The sequence below is a fragment of the Rhizobium sp. SVR5-2C genome, assembly GCF_056755115.1.
In genome coordinates this window covers 1-19,612 of the sequence record NZ_JBNDHT010000135.1, presented here as the reverse complement: position 1 = coordinate 19,612, position 19,612 = coordinate 1, and the positions used below count along the sequence as shown (strand labels likewise).

Annotated in this window: 21 protein-coding genes; 7 read left to right on the top strand and 14 right to left on the bottom strand. The window is 61.0% G+C overall.

The window, feature by feature from the left end:
• The 14 genes from ACPYOI_RS28395 to ACPYOI_RS28330 all read right to left on the bottom strand — a co-directional run.
• On the bottom strand, nt 1-647 hold a 647-nt coding region (locus ACPYOI_RS28395; protein WP_481423656.1), incomplete at its 3' end, for an NADH-quinone oxidoreductase subunit G.
• Between the two features lie 29 nt (nt 648-676).
• Nucleotides 677-1,942 (bottom strand): NADH-quinone oxidoreductase subunit NuoF, encoded by a 1,266-nt coding sequence (gene nuoF, locus ACPYOI_RS28390; protein ID WP_481418478.1) that lies wholly within the window; start codon nt 1,940-1,942, stop codon nt 677-679.
• 4 nt (nt 1,943-1,946) lie between these two features.
• Nucleotides 1,947-2,459, bottom strand: coding sequence for an NADH-quinone oxidoreductase subunit NuoE (gene nuoE / locus ACPYOI_RS28385; RefSeq protein ID WP_481418479.1), 513 nt, complete (start codon nt 2,457-2,459; stop codon nt 1,947-1,949).
• A gap of 17 nt (nt 2,460-2,476) precedes the next feature.
• On the bottom strand, nt 2,477-3,691 hold the full coding sequence (gene nuoD, locus ACPYOI_RS28380) for an NADH dehydrogenase (quinone) subunit D (protein WP_481418497.1): 1,215 nt from the start codon (nt 3,689-3,691) through the stop codon (nt 2,477-2,479).
• Nucleotides 3,692-3,713: 22 nt separating this feature from the next.
• Nucleotides 3,714-4,250, bottom strand: coding sequence for an NADH-quinone oxidoreductase subunit C (locus tag ACPYOI_RS28375; RefSeq protein WP_481418480.1), 537 nt, complete (start codon nt 4,248-4,250; stop codon nt 3,714-3,716).
• Nucleotides 4,247-4,750: a NuoB/complex I 20 kDa subunit family protein gene (locus tag ACPYOI_RS28370; protein WP_168830041.1), complete on the bottom strand. Its 504-nt coding sequence runs from the start codon at nt 4,748-4,750 to the stop codon at nt 4,247-4,249. The genes ACPYOI_RS28375 and ACPYOI_RS28370 overlap by 4 nt, the downstream gene beginning before the upstream one ends.
• Entirely contained in the window at nt 4,738-5,103 is a 366-nt protein-coding gene (locus ACPYOI_RS28365) for an NADH-quinone oxidoreductase subunit A (protein WP_481418481.1), read from the bottom strand. Before ACPYOI_RS28365 ends, ACPYOI_RS28370 begins: the two co-directional genes overlap by 13 nt.
• 159 nt (nt 5,104-5,262) lie before the next feature.
• Nucleotides 5,263-6,702, bottom strand: a complete 1,440-nt coding sequence (locus ACPYOI_RS28360) for an NADH-quinone oxidoreductase subunit N (protein WP_481418482.1) — start codon at nt 6,700-6,702, stop codon at nt 5,263-5,265.
• Complete coding sequence (locus tag ACPYOI_RS28355; protein WP_481418483.1) at nt 6,699-8,174, bottom strand: NADH-quinone oxidoreductase subunit M; 1,476 nt, start codon at nt 8,172-8,174, stop codon at nt 6,699-6,701. Before ACPYOI_RS28355 ends, ACPYOI_RS28360 begins: the two co-directional genes overlap by 4 nt.
• 8 nt (nt 8,175-8,182) lie before the next feature.
• On the bottom strand, nt 8,183-9,940 hold the full coding sequence (locus ACPYOI_RS28350) for a Na(+)/H(+) antiporter subunit D (RefSeq protein ID WP_481418484.1): 1,758 nt from the start codon (nt 9,938-9,940) through the stop codon (nt 8,183-8,185).
• A complete protein-coding gene (locus ACPYOI_RS28345; RefSeq protein ID WP_481418485.1) occupies nt 9,933-10,187 on the bottom strand; it encodes a hypothetical protein in 255 nt (84 codons plus the stop codon). The genes ACPYOI_RS28350 and ACPYOI_RS28345 overlap by 8 nt, the downstream gene beginning before the upstream one ends.
• A complete protein-coding gene (locus ACPYOI_RS28340) occupies nt 10,184-11,653 on the bottom strand; it encodes a monovalent cation/H+ antiporter subunit D family protein (RefSeq protein ID WP_481418486.1) in 1,470 nt (489 codons plus the stop codon). The genes ACPYOI_RS28345 and ACPYOI_RS28340 overlap by 4 nt, the downstream gene beginning before the upstream one ends.
• A gap of 4 nt (nt 11,654-11,657) precedes the next feature.
• Entirely contained in the window at nt 11,658-11,960 is a 303-nt protein-coding gene (gene nuoK / locus ACPYOI_RS28335) for an NADH-quinone oxidoreductase subunit NuoK (protein WP_481418487.1), read from the bottom strand.
• Complete coding sequence (locus ACPYOI_RS28330) at nt 11,960-12,460, bottom strand: NADH-quinone oxidoreductase subunit J family protein (protein WP_481423655.1); 501 nt, start codon at nt 12,458-12,460, stop codon at nt 11,960-11,962. Before ACPYOI_RS28330 ends, nuoK begins: the two co-directional genes overlap by 1 nt.
• 256 nt (nt 12,461-12,716) lie before the next feature.
• On the opposite strand from ACPYOI_RS28330, the gene ACPYOI_RS28325 reads away from it, so the two are divergent.
• The 7 genes from ACPYOI_RS28325 to ACPYOI_RS28295 all read left to right on the top strand — a co-directional run.
• The gene (locus ACPYOI_RS28325; protein ID WP_481418489.1) at nt 12,717-13,913 is read left to right on the top strand and encodes an ROK family transcriptional regulator; all 1,197 of its coding nucleotides are present in this window, start codon (nt 12,717-12,719) and stop codon (nt 13,911-13,913) included.
• Between the two features lie 56 nt (nt 13,914-13,969).
• Nucleotides 13,970-15,433 carry an extracellular solute-binding protein gene (locus tag ACPYOI_RS28320; protein WP_481418490.1) on the top strand — a complete coding sequence of 488 codons (1,464 nt, stop codon included), beginning with the start codon at nt 13,970-13,972 and terminating at the stop codon, nt 15,431-15,433.
• Nucleotides 15,434-15,489: 56 nt separating this feature from the next.
• Complete coding sequence (locus ACPYOI_RS28315) at nt 15,490-16,383, top strand: carbohydrate ABC transporter permease (RefSeq protein WP_481423654.1); 894 nt, start codon at nt 15,490-15,492, stop codon at nt 16,381-16,383.
• Nucleotides 16,376-17,173: a carbohydrate ABC transporter permease gene (locus ACPYOI_RS28310; RefSeq protein ID WP_168830030.1), complete on the top strand. Its 798-nt coding sequence runs from the start codon at nt 16,376-16,378 to the stop codon at nt 17,171-17,173. Before ACPYOI_RS28315 ends, ACPYOI_RS28310 begins: the two co-directional genes overlap by 8 nt.
• Nucleotides 17,173-18,027: a carbon-nitrogen hydrolase family protein gene (locus ACPYOI_RS28305; protein ID WP_481418492.1), complete on the top strand. Its 855-nt coding sequence runs from the start codon at nt 17,173-17,175 to the stop codon at nt 18,025-18,027. Before ACPYOI_RS28310 ends, ACPYOI_RS28305 begins: the two co-directional genes overlap by 1 nt.
• A 50-nt stretch (nt 18,028-18,077) precedes the next feature.
• Nucleotides 18,078-19,139 (top strand): ABC transporter ATP-binding protein, encoded by a 1,062-nt coding sequence (locus ACPYOI_RS28300; protein ID WP_481423653.1) that lies wholly within the window; start codon nt 18,078-18,080, stop codon nt 19,137-19,139.
• Nucleotides 19,140-19,284: 145 nt separating this feature from the next.
• Nucleotides 19,285-19,612, top strand: a 328-nt coding sequence (locus tag ACPYOI_RS28295) for an MGH1-like glycoside hydrolase domain-containing protein (protein ID WP_481423652.1), incomplete at its 3' end; no start/stop codon positions are given.

Below are 19,612 nucleotides of genomic sequence, written 5' to 3'. Positions count from 1 at the left end.
TCCCAGGGCCGCGCCTTATAGCGATAAGGGAAGCTCATCAGCGCGCCGACCGGGCAGACTTCGACGCAATTGCCGCATTGGTCGCAACTCGCAAGACTGCCCTCGAAGCCGGTAACGGCGGTATCCATGCCTTTCTCGACCGTACCCAAGGCAACCGCGCCGACCACCTCCTCGCACATCCGCACGCAACGCTGGCACTGGATGCAGCGGTTGACGTTCATGATGATGACCGGGCTGAGGCGGATGTCCTCGGAGTGGAACACACGTTTGGCATCGCGGAACCGGCTTTCGCGGGGCCCATATGCCATCACCTGGTTCTGAAGTTCGCATTCGCCGCCCTTGTCGCAGATCGGGCAGTCGAGGGGGTGGTTGGCGAGCAGCATGTCGAGCATGGATGAGCGCGTTTCCTCGATCAGCGGCGTGTTCGTTCGCACCACCATGCCGTCGGTGACCGCGGTGGCGCAGGACGGCTGCAGCTTGCGCTGCCCCTCGATCTCGACCAGGCACATGCGGCATGAGGCCAGCGGCGGCAGCCGCTTCATGTAGCAGAAGGTCGGAATGTCGATGCCCAGACGTTCTGTCGCCTGCAGTATCGTAGAGCCCGCTTCCACTTCCAGCATTTGGTCATTGATCGTGACGCGAACCATGGCTTCCTCGCGGTCTTCTCCCGCGCACCTCAGTGAAACGGGCACCTCCGCTCCTCGATATGGGCGACGAATTCATCGTGGAAATGCTTGAGTGCGGCGCGCAGCCCCATCGCCGCGCCGTCACCCAAGGCGCAGAACGTATTGCCGAAAATGCCCTTGCAGAGCGCGTCGAGCTGTTCCAGATCGCCAGGTTCCCCCTGCCCCGCCTCGACCCGGCGCAGCACTTTGACGGCCCAGTCCAGCCCTTCGCGGCAAGGTGTGCATTTGCCGCAGGACTCGTGGTGGAAGAACTCGACGATCCGGGTCGCAACCTTGACCATGCAGGTCGAGTCGTCGATCACAATCACACCAGCCGAGCCGAGCATCGAGCCGGCGGCAGCCAGCGAGTCGAAATCCATCCCCACCTCGAGTCCACTCTCCGGGATGACCGGTGCCGAGACCCCGCCCGGAATGACCGCCTTGATCTTCCGTCCGGGCAAGGCACCACCGGCGTGGTCCTCGACCAGTTCCCGCAGCGGTATGCCCATCGGCAACTCGTAGAGGCCGGGTTTGCGCACCTGTCCGCTGAGGCAGTAGAGTTTCGGCCCGGGGCTCCTGTCCGGGCCGATGCCCCGAAACCACCTTGCCTCCCGCATCACGATATGCGGCACGCAAGCGAGCGTCTCGACGTTGTTGATCACCGTGGGGCTGGCGTAGAGCCCTTCGACTGCCGGAAACGGCGGTTTCAGGCGGGGCTGCGCTCGCTTGCCTTCAAGCGAGTCGAGCATCGCGGTCTCCTCGCCGCAGATGTAGGCGCCGGCGCCGCAATGGATATGCACGGCAAAATCAAAATCGGAGCCCAGAATATTCCGCCCGAGGTAACCGCTTTCGTGGGCCTCGGCGATTGCGTGCTCCAGGCGGCGGATCGCCGTCACATACTCTCCGCGGACGTAGACATAAGCGGTCTTGGCCCCGATCGCGTAGCCGCTTACTGCCAGCCCCTCGATGAGCTGGTGCGGGTCGCGCTCCATGATGATCCGGTCCTTGAAAGTGCCCGGCTCGCCTTCGTCGGCGTTGCAGCACAGATATTTCGGCTTGCCGGTCTGCTTCGGGACGAAGCTCCATTTCATGCCGGTCGGAAAGCCGGCACCGCCGCGACCGCGCAGGTTGGACTCCTTGACGAGGTTTATGAGCTCATCAGGCGTATGCTCGCGCAGCGCCTTCGCCAACGCCTGATAGCCGCCGCCAGCCTCATAGGTCGACAGCAAGTGACCATCCGGCAGGTCGATATTCTTGAGGAGAACCGGCTCGAACATGGCGCTACTCTCCCGGCCGTTGCGCGGAGGCGCGCTCAACGCCCGCTGCTTGCGGGGCTCTAGCCCGAAGGCTGTCCACCAGTGCGTCTACCCGAGCGACATCCAGATTGCCGTGGTAGTCGTCGCCGACTTGCATCACCGGCGCCATCTCGCAGGCCCCGAGGCATTCCACGGTCGAAAGCGTGAACAGCCCATCCGGGGTGGTCTCGTCCTTCTTTATCGCCAGCACCGTTTCCAGATGCTTCAGCAACTCATCCGATCCGCACAGCATGCAGGAAACGTTGTCACAGAGCTGCAGGTGGAACAGGCCCACCGGTTCGGTATGGAAGAGCGTGTAAAAGGTCGCCAGCTCGTACACCCAGATCCGCTCTACGCCGAGGATGTCGGCGACCTCTTCCAACACCGGGCCAGGCAGATAACCATGTTCCTTCTGCGCGATCAGAAGCGCGGGCATGATCGCCGAGCGCTGGTTCGGATACCGCGCCGCCGCCGCTTCGATCTTTTCGCGCATGCTCATCGCATCCAAATCTCCTGTTACTTGTCCACCTCCGCCATCACCGGATCGAGGCTGCCCAGCACGGCGATCATGTCGGCCAGGTAGCGTGCGTTGGTCACCCCATAGAGCGCCTGAAGATTGACGAAGGACGGTGCTCGCACCTTCATGCGGAACGGTTTCGGCGATCCATCGCTGATGATGTAGAACCCCAGTTCACCCTTCGGCGCCTCGATGGCCGAATAGACCTCGCCCTTCGGTACGCTGAAGCCATAGGCCGACAGGTCGAAATGCTGGATCAAAGCCTCCATCGAGCAATGCACGCGGTCCTTGTCCACCGGGAACGCGATCGTCGGCATGTCGATCTGGAACGGTCCTTCGGGCATCTGGTCGATGCATTGCTCGATAAGCCGGACGCTTTCGCGCATCTCGTCGACCCGGCACCGCCAGCGCGCATAGCAATCGCCCTCGTCGCGGGTGATGACGTTGAAATCGAGCCGGTCGTAAATTTCGTAGGGCTCGTCGCGCCGAATGTCCCAGTCGACGCCGGAAGCGCGCAGGTTCGGGCCGCTGAGCCCCAGATCAATAGCGTCCTCGGGAGAGATCACACCGATCCCTTTCGTTCGGCTGAGAAACACCCGGTTGTTTTCGATCAATCGCTCGTAATCGCGGATCCGGTTCGGGAAGATGTCGCAGAACTCCCGGATCTTGGGGAAGAACTCCTGGGGCAGGTCCTCGCGCACACCGCCGACCCGACAGAAGGACGTGTGCATGCGCGCGCCGGTTATCATTTCCAAGAGGTCCATGATCATTTCACGCTCGCGCATGGCGTAAAGCAGCGCAGTCATGGCCCCCAGATCCATCGGCAGCGCGCCGGTAATCAGGAGATGGCCGGATATCCGCGCCAGCTCGGCCATCATCACGCGGATGTACTGCGCCCGGATCGGTGCTTCTATGCCGAGAAGTTTCTCCACCGCCAGTGCAAAGGCCAGGTTGTTCGAAGGCGGGCAGACATAGTCGAGCCGGTCCGTCAGGGGAAAGATCTGCGTATAGGTGAAGCTCTCGGCCAGTTTTTCGGTGCCGCGGTGAAGGTAGCCGATATGCGGGTCAACGCGCTCGACGTACTCCCCGTCCAATTCGAGAACGAGCCGGAGAACCCCATGGGTGCTGGGGTGCTGCGGACCGAGATTGAGAAGCACTTCCTTGGTATTAAGCGCTTCGCTTTCCGGCCTGCTGAGCTCAGTGACTTCGGTCATCTCAACTCCCGGGCATGCCTCCTTACGGAATTTCCCTGGTGGCGAGGTCCGGCTGCGTCGGCGGCGGGCCTTCGGCACCGAAGGGATTCAGTTTGTCCTTGTAACCCCTTAAGGGGAAGTCCTTACGTTGGGGAAAGCCCTCGAAGCCTTCCCACATATAGATCCGGCGCAAATCGGGATGGCCCTCGAACCTTATCCCGTACATGTCCCAGGCTTCACGCTCATGCCAATTGGCGGTCCGCCAGACCCCCGTCACCGACGGGACGCGGGGCGGATCGCCAAGGCGGCACTTGATGCGAATGCGCCATTTGTTCGGCAGCGAATAGAGGTGGTACACGGCCTCATAGCGCGGCAGTTCGGGGTAATGATCGACGCCGCAGATGTCCGACAGAAAATTGAACCGCAGCGCGGGGTGTTCCTTCAGAAACCGGCAGAACTCGACGATTGTCTCAGGTGGCACCGCAAAGGCATGGACACCGTGGCCGGTTCCCAGGTCCTCGATTGTTCCTTCGAAACGCTCCATGATCAGGGTGCGATTGAGAGACGGCTCCATGCTCATGACGCTGCAATCCGATCCAGAGGCGTTCCGGCTAATGCTCGGGATTTCTTGATTTTCTCCTGAAGCAGCAGGAAGCCGTGCATCAGCGCCTCGGGCCGAGGCGGGCAGCCGGGCACATGCACGTCCACCGGCACGAAGGTCTCCGACCCCTGCACCACGGCGTAGGTGTTGTAGACCCCGCCAGAGATCGCGCAGGTGCCCATTGCGATCACCCAGCGCGGCTCCGGCATCTGGTCATAAAGCCGTCGCACGACGGGGGCGAATTTCCGGGTCACGGTGCCGGCGATGATCATCACGTCGGACTGGCGCGGCGAAGGCCGGAACACCACGCCGAACCGGTCAAGATCGTAGCGCGCGCAACCGGCTGAGATCATCTCGATGGCGCAGCAGGCAATGCCAAAGGTCTCGGGCCACAGCGCCGATCTTCGGCTCCAGCTGATAATGCTGTCGGCCGTCGTGAACAGCACGCTGTCGCGGATCGCATTGTTTACGCCTCCCATTCCAGCGCTCCCTTCAGCCAGGCGTAGGCGAAGCCCACGATAAGCAGCAACATGAAGACGAACATCTCGACGTAACCGACCAGCCCGATCTCTCTCAGGACGACAGCCCAGGGAAAGAGGAACATCGCCTCGACATCGAAGACCACCAACAGGATCGCCAGCATGAAGAACTGCACCCTGAAGCGGCCGCCGGCGGCCTCGCCTGCAGGGTCCATGCCGCATTCATAGGGCATGTTCTTTGCGGGATAGGGATTGGAGGGGCGCAGCAACGAGGAGACAAACAGCGTCACCCCCGTCACCAGAACAATTCCGGCGACCATGAAAAGAACCGGTAGGAATTCCATTGCGGTCATAATTCCAACGCCTCGCTCACCCACCGGGGGGCTTTGCTCGGGCTGCGATCGACCCCGCTCGGGGGCCGGTATTGCGGTCGCCCCGGAAAGCGACTTCTGCAATGCTTTTCTTGCACTATCAGTGTATTCCGTCGGGCAGATCATTGCAAATCCAATAGATCAGCCGCCAAGCACAGAATATTGAGCAAGCTTCAGAAACCACGACGGAAACAGGCCGATGCCGATGGTGCCGGCTGCCGTGAAGGCGAGCGCGACGCGGACCAGGGGTGTCAGCGCCGGTTCGAACGCCCTCTTCGGCTCGCGCATGTAGATCACCATGACGATGCGGATGTAGAAGTATGCCGCGGCGACGCTTAGCAACACTGCGATTACCGCCAGCAGGACGAAACCTCGCTCGACGAGCGCCAGCAACACGTAGAACTTGGCGAAGAACCCCGCCGTCGGCGGAATACCCGCCAACGAGAACAGATAGAGCAGCATCAGAAGCGCCAGTCCGGGATGCGACTTGGCAAAACCTGCATAGTCTTCAATAATTTCGCCCGAGAAATTGCCGCTCCGCATCATGATGACCGCAGCGAAAATGCCGAGATTCATGAAGGCGTAGATCAGCAGGTAGAGCATCACGCTGGCAATCCCGTCCGCACTGCCGGCTACGACGCCGAAAAGAGCGAACCCGGCATGGGCAATGCTGGAATAGGCCAGAAGGCGCTTGAAGTTATCCTGCACCAGCGCCACGAAACTGCCGAGCGCCATCGTCATGACCGCAATAACGGCGACGATGATCCAAACGTCCGAGGCCGCGACCAGCGGGTTGAGGAACACCCTCAGGATCACTGCGAACCCTGCCGCCTTGGGGCCCACCGACATGAAGGCGGTGATCGTCGTCGGCGCGCCCTCATAGACGTCCGGCACCCACATGTGGAACGGCACCGCGCCGACCTTGAAGACCAGTCCGGCGACGATGAAAACCACCGCCAGTAACAATCCAGGATCGCGCGGATCGCCGGTCACCGCCGCCGCCATTCCGTCCAGTTGGGTCGTGCCGGTGAGCCCGTAGACCAGCGAAACGCCATAGAGGAAAATTGCGGTCGAGACCGCCCCAAGGATGACGTATTTCAGCGCCGCTTCGTTCGACCGCCGTTCTTTCCGCAGGAAGCCGGTCAGCACATAGGTGCAGAGCACCAACAGTTCGAGGCCCACATAGATCGACATGAGATCGGTCGCCGAGGCCATGATCATCATTCCCGAAAGCGCAAAGAGCAGCAGGACATAGTATTCGCTGCTGCCGATCCCTTCGATATCGGCGTATTTTCGGGAAAGGAGGAATGTCAGGACGGTGGCAATGTAGAACACGAACTTGAAGAAGACCGCAAAGCGGTCGGCGACGAACATGCCCGTGTAGGCCGGCCGCACCTCGCCCGCCAGCATGAATGTCGCCAGGGCGGCGATCAGCACGACTGCGACGGACGCCCAGAGGAGGATATCTTCCTGCCTCTTCCGCACAAGCTGGCCCAGGATCAGCAGGATGCAGGCCCCGGTGACCACCACGATCTCGGGCAGGCTCGCAAGCACTGACTGGAAGAGCACAGCGGCGGTCATTGGCCGCTCTCCTCGCCATGCACCTGCATCAGCAGATGCCTCGCCGAGGCGTCGATGATGTTGAGAAAGGGTTTTGGATAGAGCCCGACCCAAAGCACGAAGATGGCCAGCGGCAGGATCGCGACCATTTCGCGCATGTTCACGTCGTGTATCTTGAACCGGGTGCTCACGCTCGCCGGACCAAGAGCAACGTTCCCGTACATGCCAAGCAGATAGGCCGCGCTGAGCAATGCGCCCAAAACGGCGGCCGCGCCGACAGCCAGGTTGGCCGCAAACCCGCCCGACAGCACGAGCAGCTCGCCCACGAACGAATTCGTTCCCGGCAGCGCCATCGACGACAGGGTGAACAGCGCAAGAAACGCGGTATAGACCGGCGCCGCCTTCATCAGTCCGCCGTACTCCGCCATGCTGCGCGTATGCGTCCGCTCGTAGATCAGGCCGACGAACAGGAACAAGGCACCCGTCGTTACGCCGTGATTGAACATCTGCAGGATTCCGCCTTCGAGCCCGCGGAGGTTCAGCGCAAAAATCCCCAGCGTCACGAAACCCATGTGGCTGATGCTGGAATAGGCCACCAGCTTCTTCAGGTCGTCCTGCGCAAGCGCAAGCAACCCGCCATAGATGATCGCAAGCGCCGAAAGCGCCAGCATCAGCGTCGAATAATACACCGACGCTTCGGGCAGCATCGGTAGCGAGAACCGCAGGAATCCGTAGGCTCCCATCTTCAGGAGCACGCCGGCGAGGATGATGCTGCCCGCCGTTGGCGCCTGCACATGGGCGTCCGGCAGCCAGGTGTGGACCGGGACCATCGGCACCTTGACGGCGAAGGCGACCAGGAAGGAGAAGAACAGCCACGACTGGACAGGGAACGGCAAATCCTGCGCCGTCAGGACGAGAATGTCGAAGGTCTTGCCGCCGTTGAAATAGAGCACGATGACGCCGACTAGGAACAGGACGCTGCCCGCCAGCGTGTAGAGGAAGAACTTGAAAGCCGCATAGACCCGGCCGTCGCCGCCCCAGACGCCGATGATCAAGTACATCGGGATCAGCATCGCCTCCCAGAAGACGTAGAACAGGAACAGGTCGAGCGCGCAGAAAACGCCGAGCATCAGCGCCTGCATGACGAGCAGACTGACCATGAACTCCTTCACCTTGCGGTCGATCGCGGCCCACGAGGCGAGCACGCAGATCGAGCCCAGCAGCGCGGTCAGAAAAACGAAGAGTGCGCTGATTCCGTCGACGCCAAGCGCATAGCTGATCCCCAGCACGGGCACCCATGGCCGTCTCTCGATGAACTGCATCGCGTGGGTCGATGTGTCGAAGCCGGCGAGCATGGCAATGCAGAGAGCGAGGTCGAGGGCGGTCACACCCAGTGCTGTCCATCGCACCACATCGTCCCTGCGGAGCAGCATCAGTACCGCTGCCCCGGCGGCGGGCGTGAATACGATCAGGCTGAGGAGCGGGAAGCCCATTGCACCCCCTAGCGCCACGCCACGGCGAAAACGGCGGTGGCCGCGATCACCCCGACGATCATCGCCAGTACGTAGTGGGTCACGACGCCGGTCTGGAGTCGCCGCAGCGCCCCGCCGCCGTGCAGGATCGAGCGGGCAACGCCGTTCACCACGGCGTCCACCCCGGCGAGATCGATCCGCAGCCCCGCGCGTGCTGCCCCATGGAGGAGGGGCAGCGCCGCTGTCTCCGAAACATTGCTCACTGCCTGCTCGTAACGCGCCAGCGGTCTTTCGGCGAGCCACATGAAGGCCCGCGCACCCTTGCGATAGAACCAGTCGGTGTCGAGGCTGATCGTGTTCTCTGGATCAAGCGCCCGGAGGAACAGCACGAAGCCCAGGGCGGTAAACATCAGCACGCCGAGGCTCTCGGTGACATGGACGCCCGTATAGGGTTCGAAGTCGACCGGATAGGGCAGAAGCGCATAAAGTGGCTGGGGAAATACCCCGATGGCGATGCAGAGCACCGCCGCCATGGCCATCGCAACCAGCATGTTGCGCGGCGGCTCCCGCGCCTCCAGTTTCCGGTCCGTGCCGAAAAACATGTAATAGGGAAGCTTGAGCCCGGTGTGCAGGAACGTTCCCGACGACGCCATTGTCAACGCCAGCACCACCAACGCCCGGTGATCCGCTCCGGCAGCGGCAATCACCATCGACTTGGTGACGAAGCCCGAGAAGAATGGAAATGCCGAGATCGCGAAGGCGCCGACCATATAGAGCGCCACTGTCACCGGCATGGTCTTGTAGAGCCCGCCAAGCTCAGTGAGCTTGCGCCGCCCGGTGACGTAGATCACCGCTCCGGCTCCCATGAACAGGAGCGACTTGTACAGAATATGCGCGAAGGCATGGCTCGTGGCCCCGTTGACAGCCATCTCGGTCCCGATACCGATGCCCGCCACCATGTAACCCACCTGGCTGACGATGTGATAGGCGAGCAGCCGCCGGCAGTCGTTCTCCAGCACCGCATAAATGACGCCGTAGAGCGCCATCGCGGTGCCGAGCCAGACAAGAAGCTCGGTTCCCGGAAACGCGCGCGCCAGCACATAGACGGCGGTCTTGGTGGTGAAGGCGCTCATGAATACCGCCCCGGTGACGGTCGCTTCGGGATAAGCGTCGGTCAGCCAGGCGTTGAGCGGCGGCACCGCGGCGTTGAGCAAGAACCCCGCAAGGATCAGGTAAGTGCCGGCGCCCATCGCCCCGATCGGGCCAAAGAGCAGCGATCCTGTCGAGAGCCCATGGAGAATGATTCCGCCGAGCAAGACGACACCGCCGGTGACATGGACCATGAGATATCGGAACCCGGCGCCGATCGCTTGCCGGCCACCTTGGGCGAAAACCAGATAGGCAGAAGCAAACGCCATGGTTTCCCAGAACATGTACAGGGTCAGGTAGTCGCCGGCGAAGACCACGCCGAGCGCGCCGCCGACGTAGACGAAGGCGGCGACATGCTGGCCGGGACGAGGCAAGTGTAGCGCATAGACCGTTCCGATCAGCGCCATGATGGTGAAAACCGTGGCAAAGACGATGCTCAGCTTGTCGACCTTGGCGATCAGGATTTCCTGCCCGAGGAACTGCGCCGCTCCATAGCTGCCGGGCTGCATCATAACCACCGCCAGCAGCGCCAGCGCCGGGATCAGCAGCAGATAGACCTTGCGGATCGTTCCGCTCAGGAACGGGATCGGCAGGGCGCCGAGAATGAGCAGCAGGGCGGGATGGGCGAAGTCAATCATAATAATCCTCGCGCCGCATGAGCCCGCCCTGATGGCCGAGGAACTTGGAAACGAAGATCAGCAGAATGCAGGATACGAAGCCATAGACGGCCGACCAGCCCGGCAAGCGGTCCCACGGGTATTCGGCGTGTTCGCGGGGGACCAGAAAGTCCGCGATGACGATCAGAACGAGCACCAGATAAAACAGCTGGCGCCGCTGATTGGCATATTCTTCGTCGCCGAAGAAATCGACCACGCGCTTGATCATCTGATAACTCCTTCCGCGAGGGCCAGGAAATAGTTTGGGAAAATGCCCATCGACACCGACAGGATGGCGGTCGCGACCAGCGGGATCGTCATCATCGGAATTTCACGGATCGTCGCCGGGCTCTCCTCAGCCTCCGTCCTGAAAAAGGCGAGATAGCTCACCGGCAAGAAATAGGCAGCGTTGAGAACCGAACTCACCAGGAGCACGATCAGGAACGCGACATCCCCTGCCTGCATCGAGCCCAGCGTCAGATACCATTTGCTAACGAAACCCGCGGTCGGCGGCACCCCGATCATGCTGAGTGAGCCGACGAAGAACGCCCCCATCGTCCAGGGCAGCCTGCGGCCGATGCCGGCCATATCGCTGATGTTCCGCTTGCCGGATGCGCAATAGATCGACCCGGCGCAGAAAAACAGGGTGATTTTGGAGAAGGCATGAGCCGCGATGTGGATGATCCCGCCGACCATCGCGGCGGGCGAGAGCAAAACCGCGCCCAGCACGATATAGGAGAGCTGGCTGACCGTCGAATAGGCGAGCCTCGCCTTCAGATCGTCCCGTGTCAGGGCGTAGACGGACGCCATCAGGATCGTGAATGAGGCCAGATAGGCCGTAGCGATGCCAAGATGCAGACTGCCCATCAGCCCCGTGCCGAAGACATGGAACACCACCCGCAGCACGCAGAACACGCCCATCTTGACCACGGCCACCGCATGCAGGAGCGCGCTGACCGGTGTTGGGGCCACCATCGCGGCAGGTAGCCAGGCGTGCATCGGCATTATTGCGGCCTTGGCGAAGCCGAAGAGATAGCAGAAATAGACGACCGTCAGCAGCGGCGCTGAGGCATCGACGCCTCCCAACAGTCCCCCTGCCCTGAAGTCGAGCGACCCCGCGATCTGGTAGGTCAGTGCCAGCGCGGCGAGAAGCGCACTTTTCGAGGCACCCATCAGATAGACAAGGTATTTGCGGCTGCCCCTCCATGCCTCTTCGTCCTCGTGGTGATAGACGAGCGGATAGGTCACGAGGCTGAGTACCTCGTAGAAGATCACCAGCGTGAACAGATTGGCGGCGAAGGCGCCCCCGACGGCGGCCGCGAGACTGGCCGCGAAGCAGGCGAAGAACCGGGTCTGCGCATGCTCGTGCAAGTGCCGCATGTAGCCGATGGAATAGATCGCCGCCGTGATCCACAACAGCGACGAGACGGTGGCAAACACCATGCCGAGCGCATCGACCCGGAAAGCGAAGGCAATCCCCGGCAGAATCTCGAACAAGCGCAATTCGATCGCCCCGCCCGCCAGCACGGTGGGCGCCATCGAAACGACAATTGCGAACAAAACAACCGCGGCCAATGGCGAGACGAGATCACGGAACCTCTCGCGGTTGTTCAGAAGGAGAATCGCAAGGGCCGCCAGCCCTGCAACGGTGACGGCAAGCAGCGGCCGGATCGATATCACCGGGTCCGGGTCCAAGCCGCTATCCTTTCATCATCGTCATGTCGTCGACCTTGAGGGTGGACTTGTTCCTCACAAGAGCGACCAGGATACCAAGGGCGACGGCTACTTCCGCCGCGGTGATTGCGATGACGAAGATCGCGAAGATCTGCCCGCGAAAATCGTCGTAATAGTGCCCGAAAGCGATGAAGTTGATGTTGACCGAATTGAGCAGAAGCTCCAGCGACATCAGCACAACCAGGATATTGCGCCTGAGCAGCACGCCCGCCGCCCCGATCACGAACAGGACCACTCCGAGCAAAATATACCACGAGAGCGAAACCATCAGTTCGACTCCTTCCGCGCCAGGACGATGGCGCCGACCAGGGCGGCCAGCAGGATGACCGAGGCGGCTTCAAATGGGAGCAGGTAGTCGGCGAAAAGCGTCGTGCTGAGCTCTCTGAGCTGATCGCCGCCGCGCTCAGTGACGGGCTCCGCGACCGAAAAGCGGTTGCTCCAGAGCACCAGCACAAGCATCTCGATCCCAAGCAGCACCACCAGCACCAGAGCCGGCAGGTTGCCGCCCGGCAAGAACCGCTGCAACACCGCTTCGCGCACGTCGATCATCATGATTACGAACAGGAACAGGACCATGATCGCGCCGACATAGACGAAGATCTGGATCACCGCGAGCAACGGCGCTCCGAGCAAGACGAAGATTGCAGAGATTTGCAGGAAACAGGCCATCAGCGCCAACGCGCTGTGAACCGGATTACGCGCCAGGACCAGCAGCAGGGCCGTGATCACCGACACCGTGGCGAACAGAAGAAAGAACCCCTGATCCATCGACGCCGAGCCTCCGACGCGGACTGTCACGCGGCGCGAAACGATCGGATCGAAATGCCGCCGCACTCACAAATTGTGCCCTAGTATCGGATTTTTCACAAGTCGTCGGCGGCGCCAAACGGGACCGGTACCGGTCTACCGAGGCCGCGCGCACTTCGGGCTATCGCGAGCCGCGTGGCGGGACCCCGACCGACGCCAGCTCAGGGTCGAAAATTGGCCTCTTGATTAATTAAATCCATTGTGATTAATAAATGACATGACCTATGTGACCGGACTGAGCCAGAAAGACACTTACGCCCATAATCTCCGGGCGGTCTTCGAAGTTATTCGCGTTCACGGCCCGATGACGATCGCCGAAATTGCCCCGTATACCGGGCTGACGGTTCAAACGATCAGCAATCTCACCGGGGAACTCGATGCCGATGGTTTCATAAGGTCGCCTGGGCGCATCAAGTCGCGGCGCGGGCAGCCACCCAAGCAATTCACGGTGAACGAAAGCGCCCTTTGCTCGATTGGTGTCCATCTCGAGCGCGGATACTACAGCGCTCTGCTGACCGACCTCTCCGGACGGACGCTGCGCCGGGAAGCCTCGCAATTGCATGAGGCTACGCCCGAGGCAGCCCTGATGGAGATCGCCGCTACCATACGAAAGTTGCAGGCTGAGGCCGGCTCGCCTGTTGCGGGCGTCGGTTTGGCTCTACCCGGCCCGCTCTCTCTCGTTGAGGGCCGCGTCCGGTCGGTGCCCAACTACCCAGGCTGGGACGACGTCCCGGTGAGCGATATTCTTCGCGGCCACACTGGTCTGCCGGTATTCATCGAAAACGATGCCACGGCGGCGGCCATCGGAGAATTGCGTCATGGCGGCGCACGGGGTTGTCAGGATTTCTTCTATATCTACTTCGGCACCAATCTGGGCGGCGGCATCATTTCCAATGGCGCAGCGATGCGCGGCGCGACGGCCAACGCCGGCGAGTTTGGCCGCCTTCTTGTCGGTAATATGGGTGGTCCGGAAGTAAACCATGTCGTTTCATTCGCCGCCCTGAGGCGTGCGTTTCCAGGTATCACCAAGGATGAGGTGGCGTTGCGGCTCAATGCCGAGGATGCAGATCTGATCGCTTGGCTAGAGAATGCCTGCGACGCGCTGCTCGCTCCGATCCATGCCGTAGAAAATCTTCTTGATCCCGAGCGGATCGTGCTTGGCGGCGAGTTTCCGGACTCTGTCTTCAGCTGGCTCGCAACACGTCTGGCGGAAAAGATCTCGAGCGTCAGGCCAGCGGGCGCCCTACCCCCTCCGGCGATCGACGCTTCGTTCAGCGACGGAAAGGCTGCCGCGCTCGGCGCAGCGGCTCTGCCGGTACTTGCAGCGCTGTCTCTCGGCTCCTTGTCCTTGAAGGTGGCCAGTGAGACCGCCGCGTTGCCGCTCAAACAGCCGGCATTCTGGCAGGGCGGATAAAGAGGTCCAAAAAAACCAGTCGCTTTGATTGGCTGACAAAGAAAGGGAACGTCATGATGACAAAGAATTCACTTGGACTTACGGCAGTTGCACTGGTGGCTGCAGGAATTGCGATCGGTACGCCGGCCGCGGCAGAGCAGGTATCGCTCAACCTCGTGCTGGTTTCTCCGGCCGATCGCTGGGAACACATTCTGCCCTTGGCCGAGGCCGCATTTAAGAAGGCCAATCCCCAGGTCGATTTGAAGGTAAACGCTCAAATCCTGCCGTTTGGCGACAGGCTTACGCGGCTTCGTGCCGCCGCCGCGGGCGGGACGCCGCTTGACATCGTTTCGCTCGACCAGCCTGAAGTTGGCGAGTTTGCCGCAGCCGGCTTCACCAAGGACCTCACCCCCTATATCGACCGCGATCTTGACGGGCTGAAGGACTGGCTGCCGGCCTATCGTGATGGAACGCTCTATGAGGGCAAATGGCACGCCATCTGGGCTTGGACCGACGCCCGCGTGCTTTGGTATTGGAAAGACCTCCTCAAAGAGGCCGGTGTCGACCCGCAGTCCATGACGACATGGGACGGGTATCTGGAGAGCTGCAAGAAGCTTGATGCTGCCCTTTCCAAGAAAGGCATCCAAGGCTGCCTGCTGATCGGCAAGCCCTGGGTTGCCGACTGGACGCTGCCCTATGTCTGGATGCACAACGGAGATATCGGGCAACTGGTCGATGAGGAGGCCGCGAAGGACGCTGGGGCCAGCGAGGCTTGGGTTCCTTCCCTCGACAGCCAGGCGTGGATCGACGCGCTGAAATTCACCAAGGCGCAGGTCGACGCCGGCATCACGCCTTTCACCGAACACCAGTTCGGGCCGCAGTTCGCGTCGCGAAGCTTTGCGACGTCTCTTGAAGGGACGTGGGTCTATGGCTCGCTGGCCAATACCGGCGCAGACATGAGCAATGTCGGGGTGATTGCGGCGTTTCCGACCGAAAAGAAGGGCGAGCCGACCGCCACCATGGCCGGCGGCTGGACACTCGCAATCCCCGCGACGTCGGAGCATCCCGATGTCGCCTGGCAGTTCCTCAAGGCCATGCTGGACGTGAAGGTCATGGGCGACGCCGAAGTGAAGTTCGGCTATCTGCCCGTTCGCCAGTCCTTTGCCACGGATCTCGATAAAGACTTCGGCGCCTACTGGGACAAGGGTGGCGACAAGCGCTGGGATGAACTCAAGAAGCTCGCCCCCAGCGCCTATGGCCGCCCGAACTTCCCGAGCTGGTCCGGCGTCGGCACCACGATCAGCGAGACGGTGCAGAACGTCATGTTCAACGGGGCTGATCCAGCTGAGGCTGCCGCGAATGCGCAGCACCAGGTGCTAGAGGCGCTCGGTTGGCCGGAAGGCACCTCGGTTAAAGTGGCCGATGACAATAACGGCGCCTGCGAGAAAGGCGGCCGCCTGATCAATGCCGTGACTCCAATGCAAAAGGCTGCCGATAGCAACGGCTCCGGCGCCATTTGCACGGTCATCTCCAGCAACTGACCTGAAACTAAAGAGCCGGGCTGCCCACGGGCGCCCGGCTCTCGGAGGCGCCAATCATGCTGAGACCCAGCTCGACAAGCAATTCTCGTTTCGTCGCACTTTTGCTTGCTCCGGTCATTGTTTCGATGACCATCCTGTTCATCGTTCCGATCATTTGGAACATCTGGATCTCCATCCATAACGTCAGCTTTGCGACTTTCCATAAGGCTTGGAGTTTCGTCGGAGCGCGAAACTATGCGACTCTGCTGAATGACAACGTCTTTCCGAAGATCTTCCACAAGTCTGCTGTAACAACGCTGATCTTCACCTTGTCGAGCGTACTGGGGCAGTTTGCCGCCGGGTTTGGCTTGGCTCTTCTGCTTCAGCGCCTCACGTCATCGGCGCAGCTGTTCCGAGCCATCATTGTGCTGCCTTGGGTGCTCTCGGAACTGGTCGTGGCCTACATCTGGCTGTTCATGTATCAGCAGCACGGACCGTTGAATAACTTCCTCGGCATTTTTGGCATCGGGCCTATACAATGGCTCTCGAACTCAGCCTGGGCGATCTGGTCCGTCAGCCTGACCAACATCTGGTTCGGCACGCCATTTACCGTGTTGATGATGGGCGCGGCGCTGACGACGATCAACCCGGAGACCGTCGAGGCTGCCCGGATGGACGGCGCCACCTCACGCCAGGTTCTGGTGCGGGTCACTTTGCCCCTGCTCAAGCCCTTCGTCGCCCTAAACCTCATCCTGATTACCATGTGGACGGTCAACGTGTTCGCCTTGCCACTGGCGATAACCCAGGGTGGGCCGGCCAATTCGACCACCACCATGTCTCTCTACATGTATCGGCAGGCCTTCGAGTTCGGCAATTTCTCCGTCGGCTCAAGCGTCGGAATAATGCTTTTCCTGCTGAACATCATCGGTGCGGTCATCTATTTGCGCACGCAAAGGAGCGCTCATGCGTAAGCTCGTCGGTTATGGGTTGCTGACGCTCGTCAGCCTGGTTGTAATTGTCCCGTTCGTCATGGTCGTGCTGGCCAGTATCAATCCTGCCGGTTTTCCGCAGATCCCCACGCACCCAACTGCTGCTCACTATGTGAGACTGCTGTCGAACCCGCAATTTGCTCGTGCGCTGATGAACTCCCTCATCGTCGCGGCAGGTGCGACCGTCCTTTCCGTCTTCATCTCGGCGACTGCCGGCTATGCGCTTTCCCGGTTCGAGTTTCGCGGGAAGGGGCTGCTGATGGGGGCTATTCTCGGCGTCTTCATGATCCCGGTCACCGTCAACACCATCCCCCTCTATCTCATGCTGCAAAAAATCGGCTGGCTGAACAGCTATCAGGGTCTGGTCCTGACCTATCAGGCGCTGATCCTGCCTCTCAACGTCTGGATCCTCAAGAACTTCTTCGACACCATTCCGAGCGAACTGGAAGAGGCGGCCATGATGGATGGCGCGGGCCGCTGGAAGACGTTCCGGCTTATCGTGCTGCCGTTGATCTGGCCGGGCATTGCGGTGGCTGTCATCTTCGCCGTGCGCTTTTCGTGGAACGAGTTCGTGTTTGCGGCCACATTCACGTCTTCCGCGACGATGCAGACCTGGCAAGGCGCGATGTACAACTTCCTCGGCTCGACCGGCTCCGATTGGGGCCCTCTGACTGCCGGCGTCATCATCGGCATGGTGCCGGTCGTCGTGCTCTATTGCATTTTCCAACGCCAGTTCATTTCTGGCCTGACACTTGGTGGGGTTAAATCCTGATGAATCGAACGAAAATGAACCTTGCGCTCCTCCAGATGAATTCCCGGCCACTCGACCGTGCCGCCAATCTGGAGCACATGGAGTGCCGCCTCGCCGCCATCGCAGGCAAGGCCGACTTTGCGGTGATGCCGGAATGCGCGGATGTGGGCTACGCACCGGACACTGCCGGTTGGCTGGCCTCCGCGGAGCCCATCAGCGGCGGAAGCGTCAGAGCCTTGCGCGACATGGCGCGTAAACATTCGATCGCACTTGCCTGCGGAGTTCTGGAGGCAGACGGACAGGTCGCCGGTGTCTATTACTCATCGGTCGCCGTCATTGACGCCACTGGCGAACTGATCGGCGTCTACCGGAAGTCGCATCTTTATCCGCGTGAGCATCTGTGGTTTCGGGCCGGTGCCGAGTTACCGGTGTTTGAAGTCGCCGGTGCGCGGGTCGGGATTGCAATCTGCTTCGAGGCGGCGATCCCGCAATTGTTCAGCGAACTGGCAATGTGCGGCGCCGAGCTGGTGATCAATCCTTCAGCTGTTCCGGTTGGTTACGACTACCTTCAGAATCTGCGCACCCCGGCCAGGGCCCAGGACAGTCAGATCTTCACGGCAGCGGTGAATCGCGCGGGGATCGAGGCAGACGTTCACTATTGCGGTGGTTCCCAGATCTGCGCGCCCACGGGCGAACTCCTTGGCAAGGCGGGACATGGCACCGAAGAGACCGTGATCGCCCGGCTGGATTTTGACCAGATCCTTCCCGCGCGCCTGCAGGAGCCAAGCTTCCGGGCGCTCAGGCCCGAACTCTACCAGTCGCTTCGACCAATCGATGCACAGTCGGCAAACGCGCCCCGGCGGGCGAACCCTTGAGCAGGTGAGCCTCGGGCACTGCCGCAAAACGATCTAGAAAGAGGTAAACCATGGGTGCAATCAGTCTCAGGGAAATTCGCAAGTCCTTCGGCTCCGTCGAGATCATCAAGGGTGTCGACCTCGACATCGACGATGGATCGTTCGTGGTGTTTGTCGGTCCGTCCGGATGCGGCAAGTCGACCATGCTGCGGCTGATTGCAGGCCTCGAGGAAACGACCTCCGGCGAGATTGTCATCGGCGCCAAGAACGTGACGCGGACTGGGCCCGACAAGCGCGGCCTGGCCATGGTCTTTCAGTCTTACGCGTTGTATCCGCACCTGACCGTACGCGAGAACATGAGTTTCAGCCTGAGCATTGCAGGTGCCGACCGGCAAACTCAGGACAAGGCCGTCGCGACGTCGGCGGAAATCTTGCAGTTGGAAAAATTACTGGAGCGCAAGCCCAAGGAACTCTCTGGCGGCCAGCGCCAGCGAGTAGCAATCGGGCGGGCAATCGTGCGCGAGCCGGTCGCCTTCCTGTTCGACGAACCTTTGTCGAATCTCGATGCGGCGCTGCGCGTGCAAATGCGGATGGAACTCGCCAGGCTTCATAAGAGGCTGGGCAAGACCATGATCTATGTCACCCACGATCAGGTGGAAGCCATGACGCTGGCCGACAAGATCGTCGTGTTCAACGGAGGTGCCATTCAGCAGCAAGGGGAGCCACTCGAACTTTACGATCAGCCATGCAATCTTTTCGTGGCGACGTTCATCGGCTCGCCGAAGATGAATATCATCGACTGCGCCCCTTTCACGAGCGAGCGGGCTGCCCGGCTCGTTCCGCAGGGCGCCAGCAGCGTAAGCTTTCTCGGAATTCGCCCCGAACACATCCACCTTGCTGATCCCGATACCGCACCCTTGGCGGGAACCGTTGGCGTCGCCGAACACCTGGGCAGCGACAGTTTCATCTATGTCGATATCGACGGCTTGGATGCGCCGGTCAACGTCCGTGTCACGGGGGGTGCTCGCATCAAGGCCGGCGAACGTGTCGGGCTGGAATTCAACGCCTCAAACCTTCATCTGTTTGATCACAACGGTAACAGAGTGCCCTATCCGCGTCTTCCGCAGCAATAAGCAGGCCGCTTTCGGAAGTAGACCGCCGCTCATTTCGGCCGAACTCGGTGTGCTCGCGGTGCAGCCGGGTTTGGAATGCCAAGGCGCGCCTCGCATAGGACGCGGGGCATGCCGCCAATTTAGTTAGTTTCGTCAAGGAATTGAAATGAACGACTTCATCGTAAAGGCTCGCGCCATCCTGAGAGCCAACGATCGTGGCGGATACACGGTCCCGACCGACCGCCTCTATCCTTTCCAATGGAACTGGGATTCCGCATTCGTCGCCATGGGTTTCGCTGGCTACGACGTGCTCCGCGCCTATCGCGAGCTTGAGCGTCTGGTGGAAGGACAGTGGGCGGACGGCATGATACCGCACATTGTTTTCCATGCACCGAGCGATACCTATTTCCCCGGCCCGGCCGTCTGGCGCACGTCCCACAGTGTGCCCACCTCAGGCATCACCCAGCCGCCGGTCTTTGGCATGGCCTTGAAAC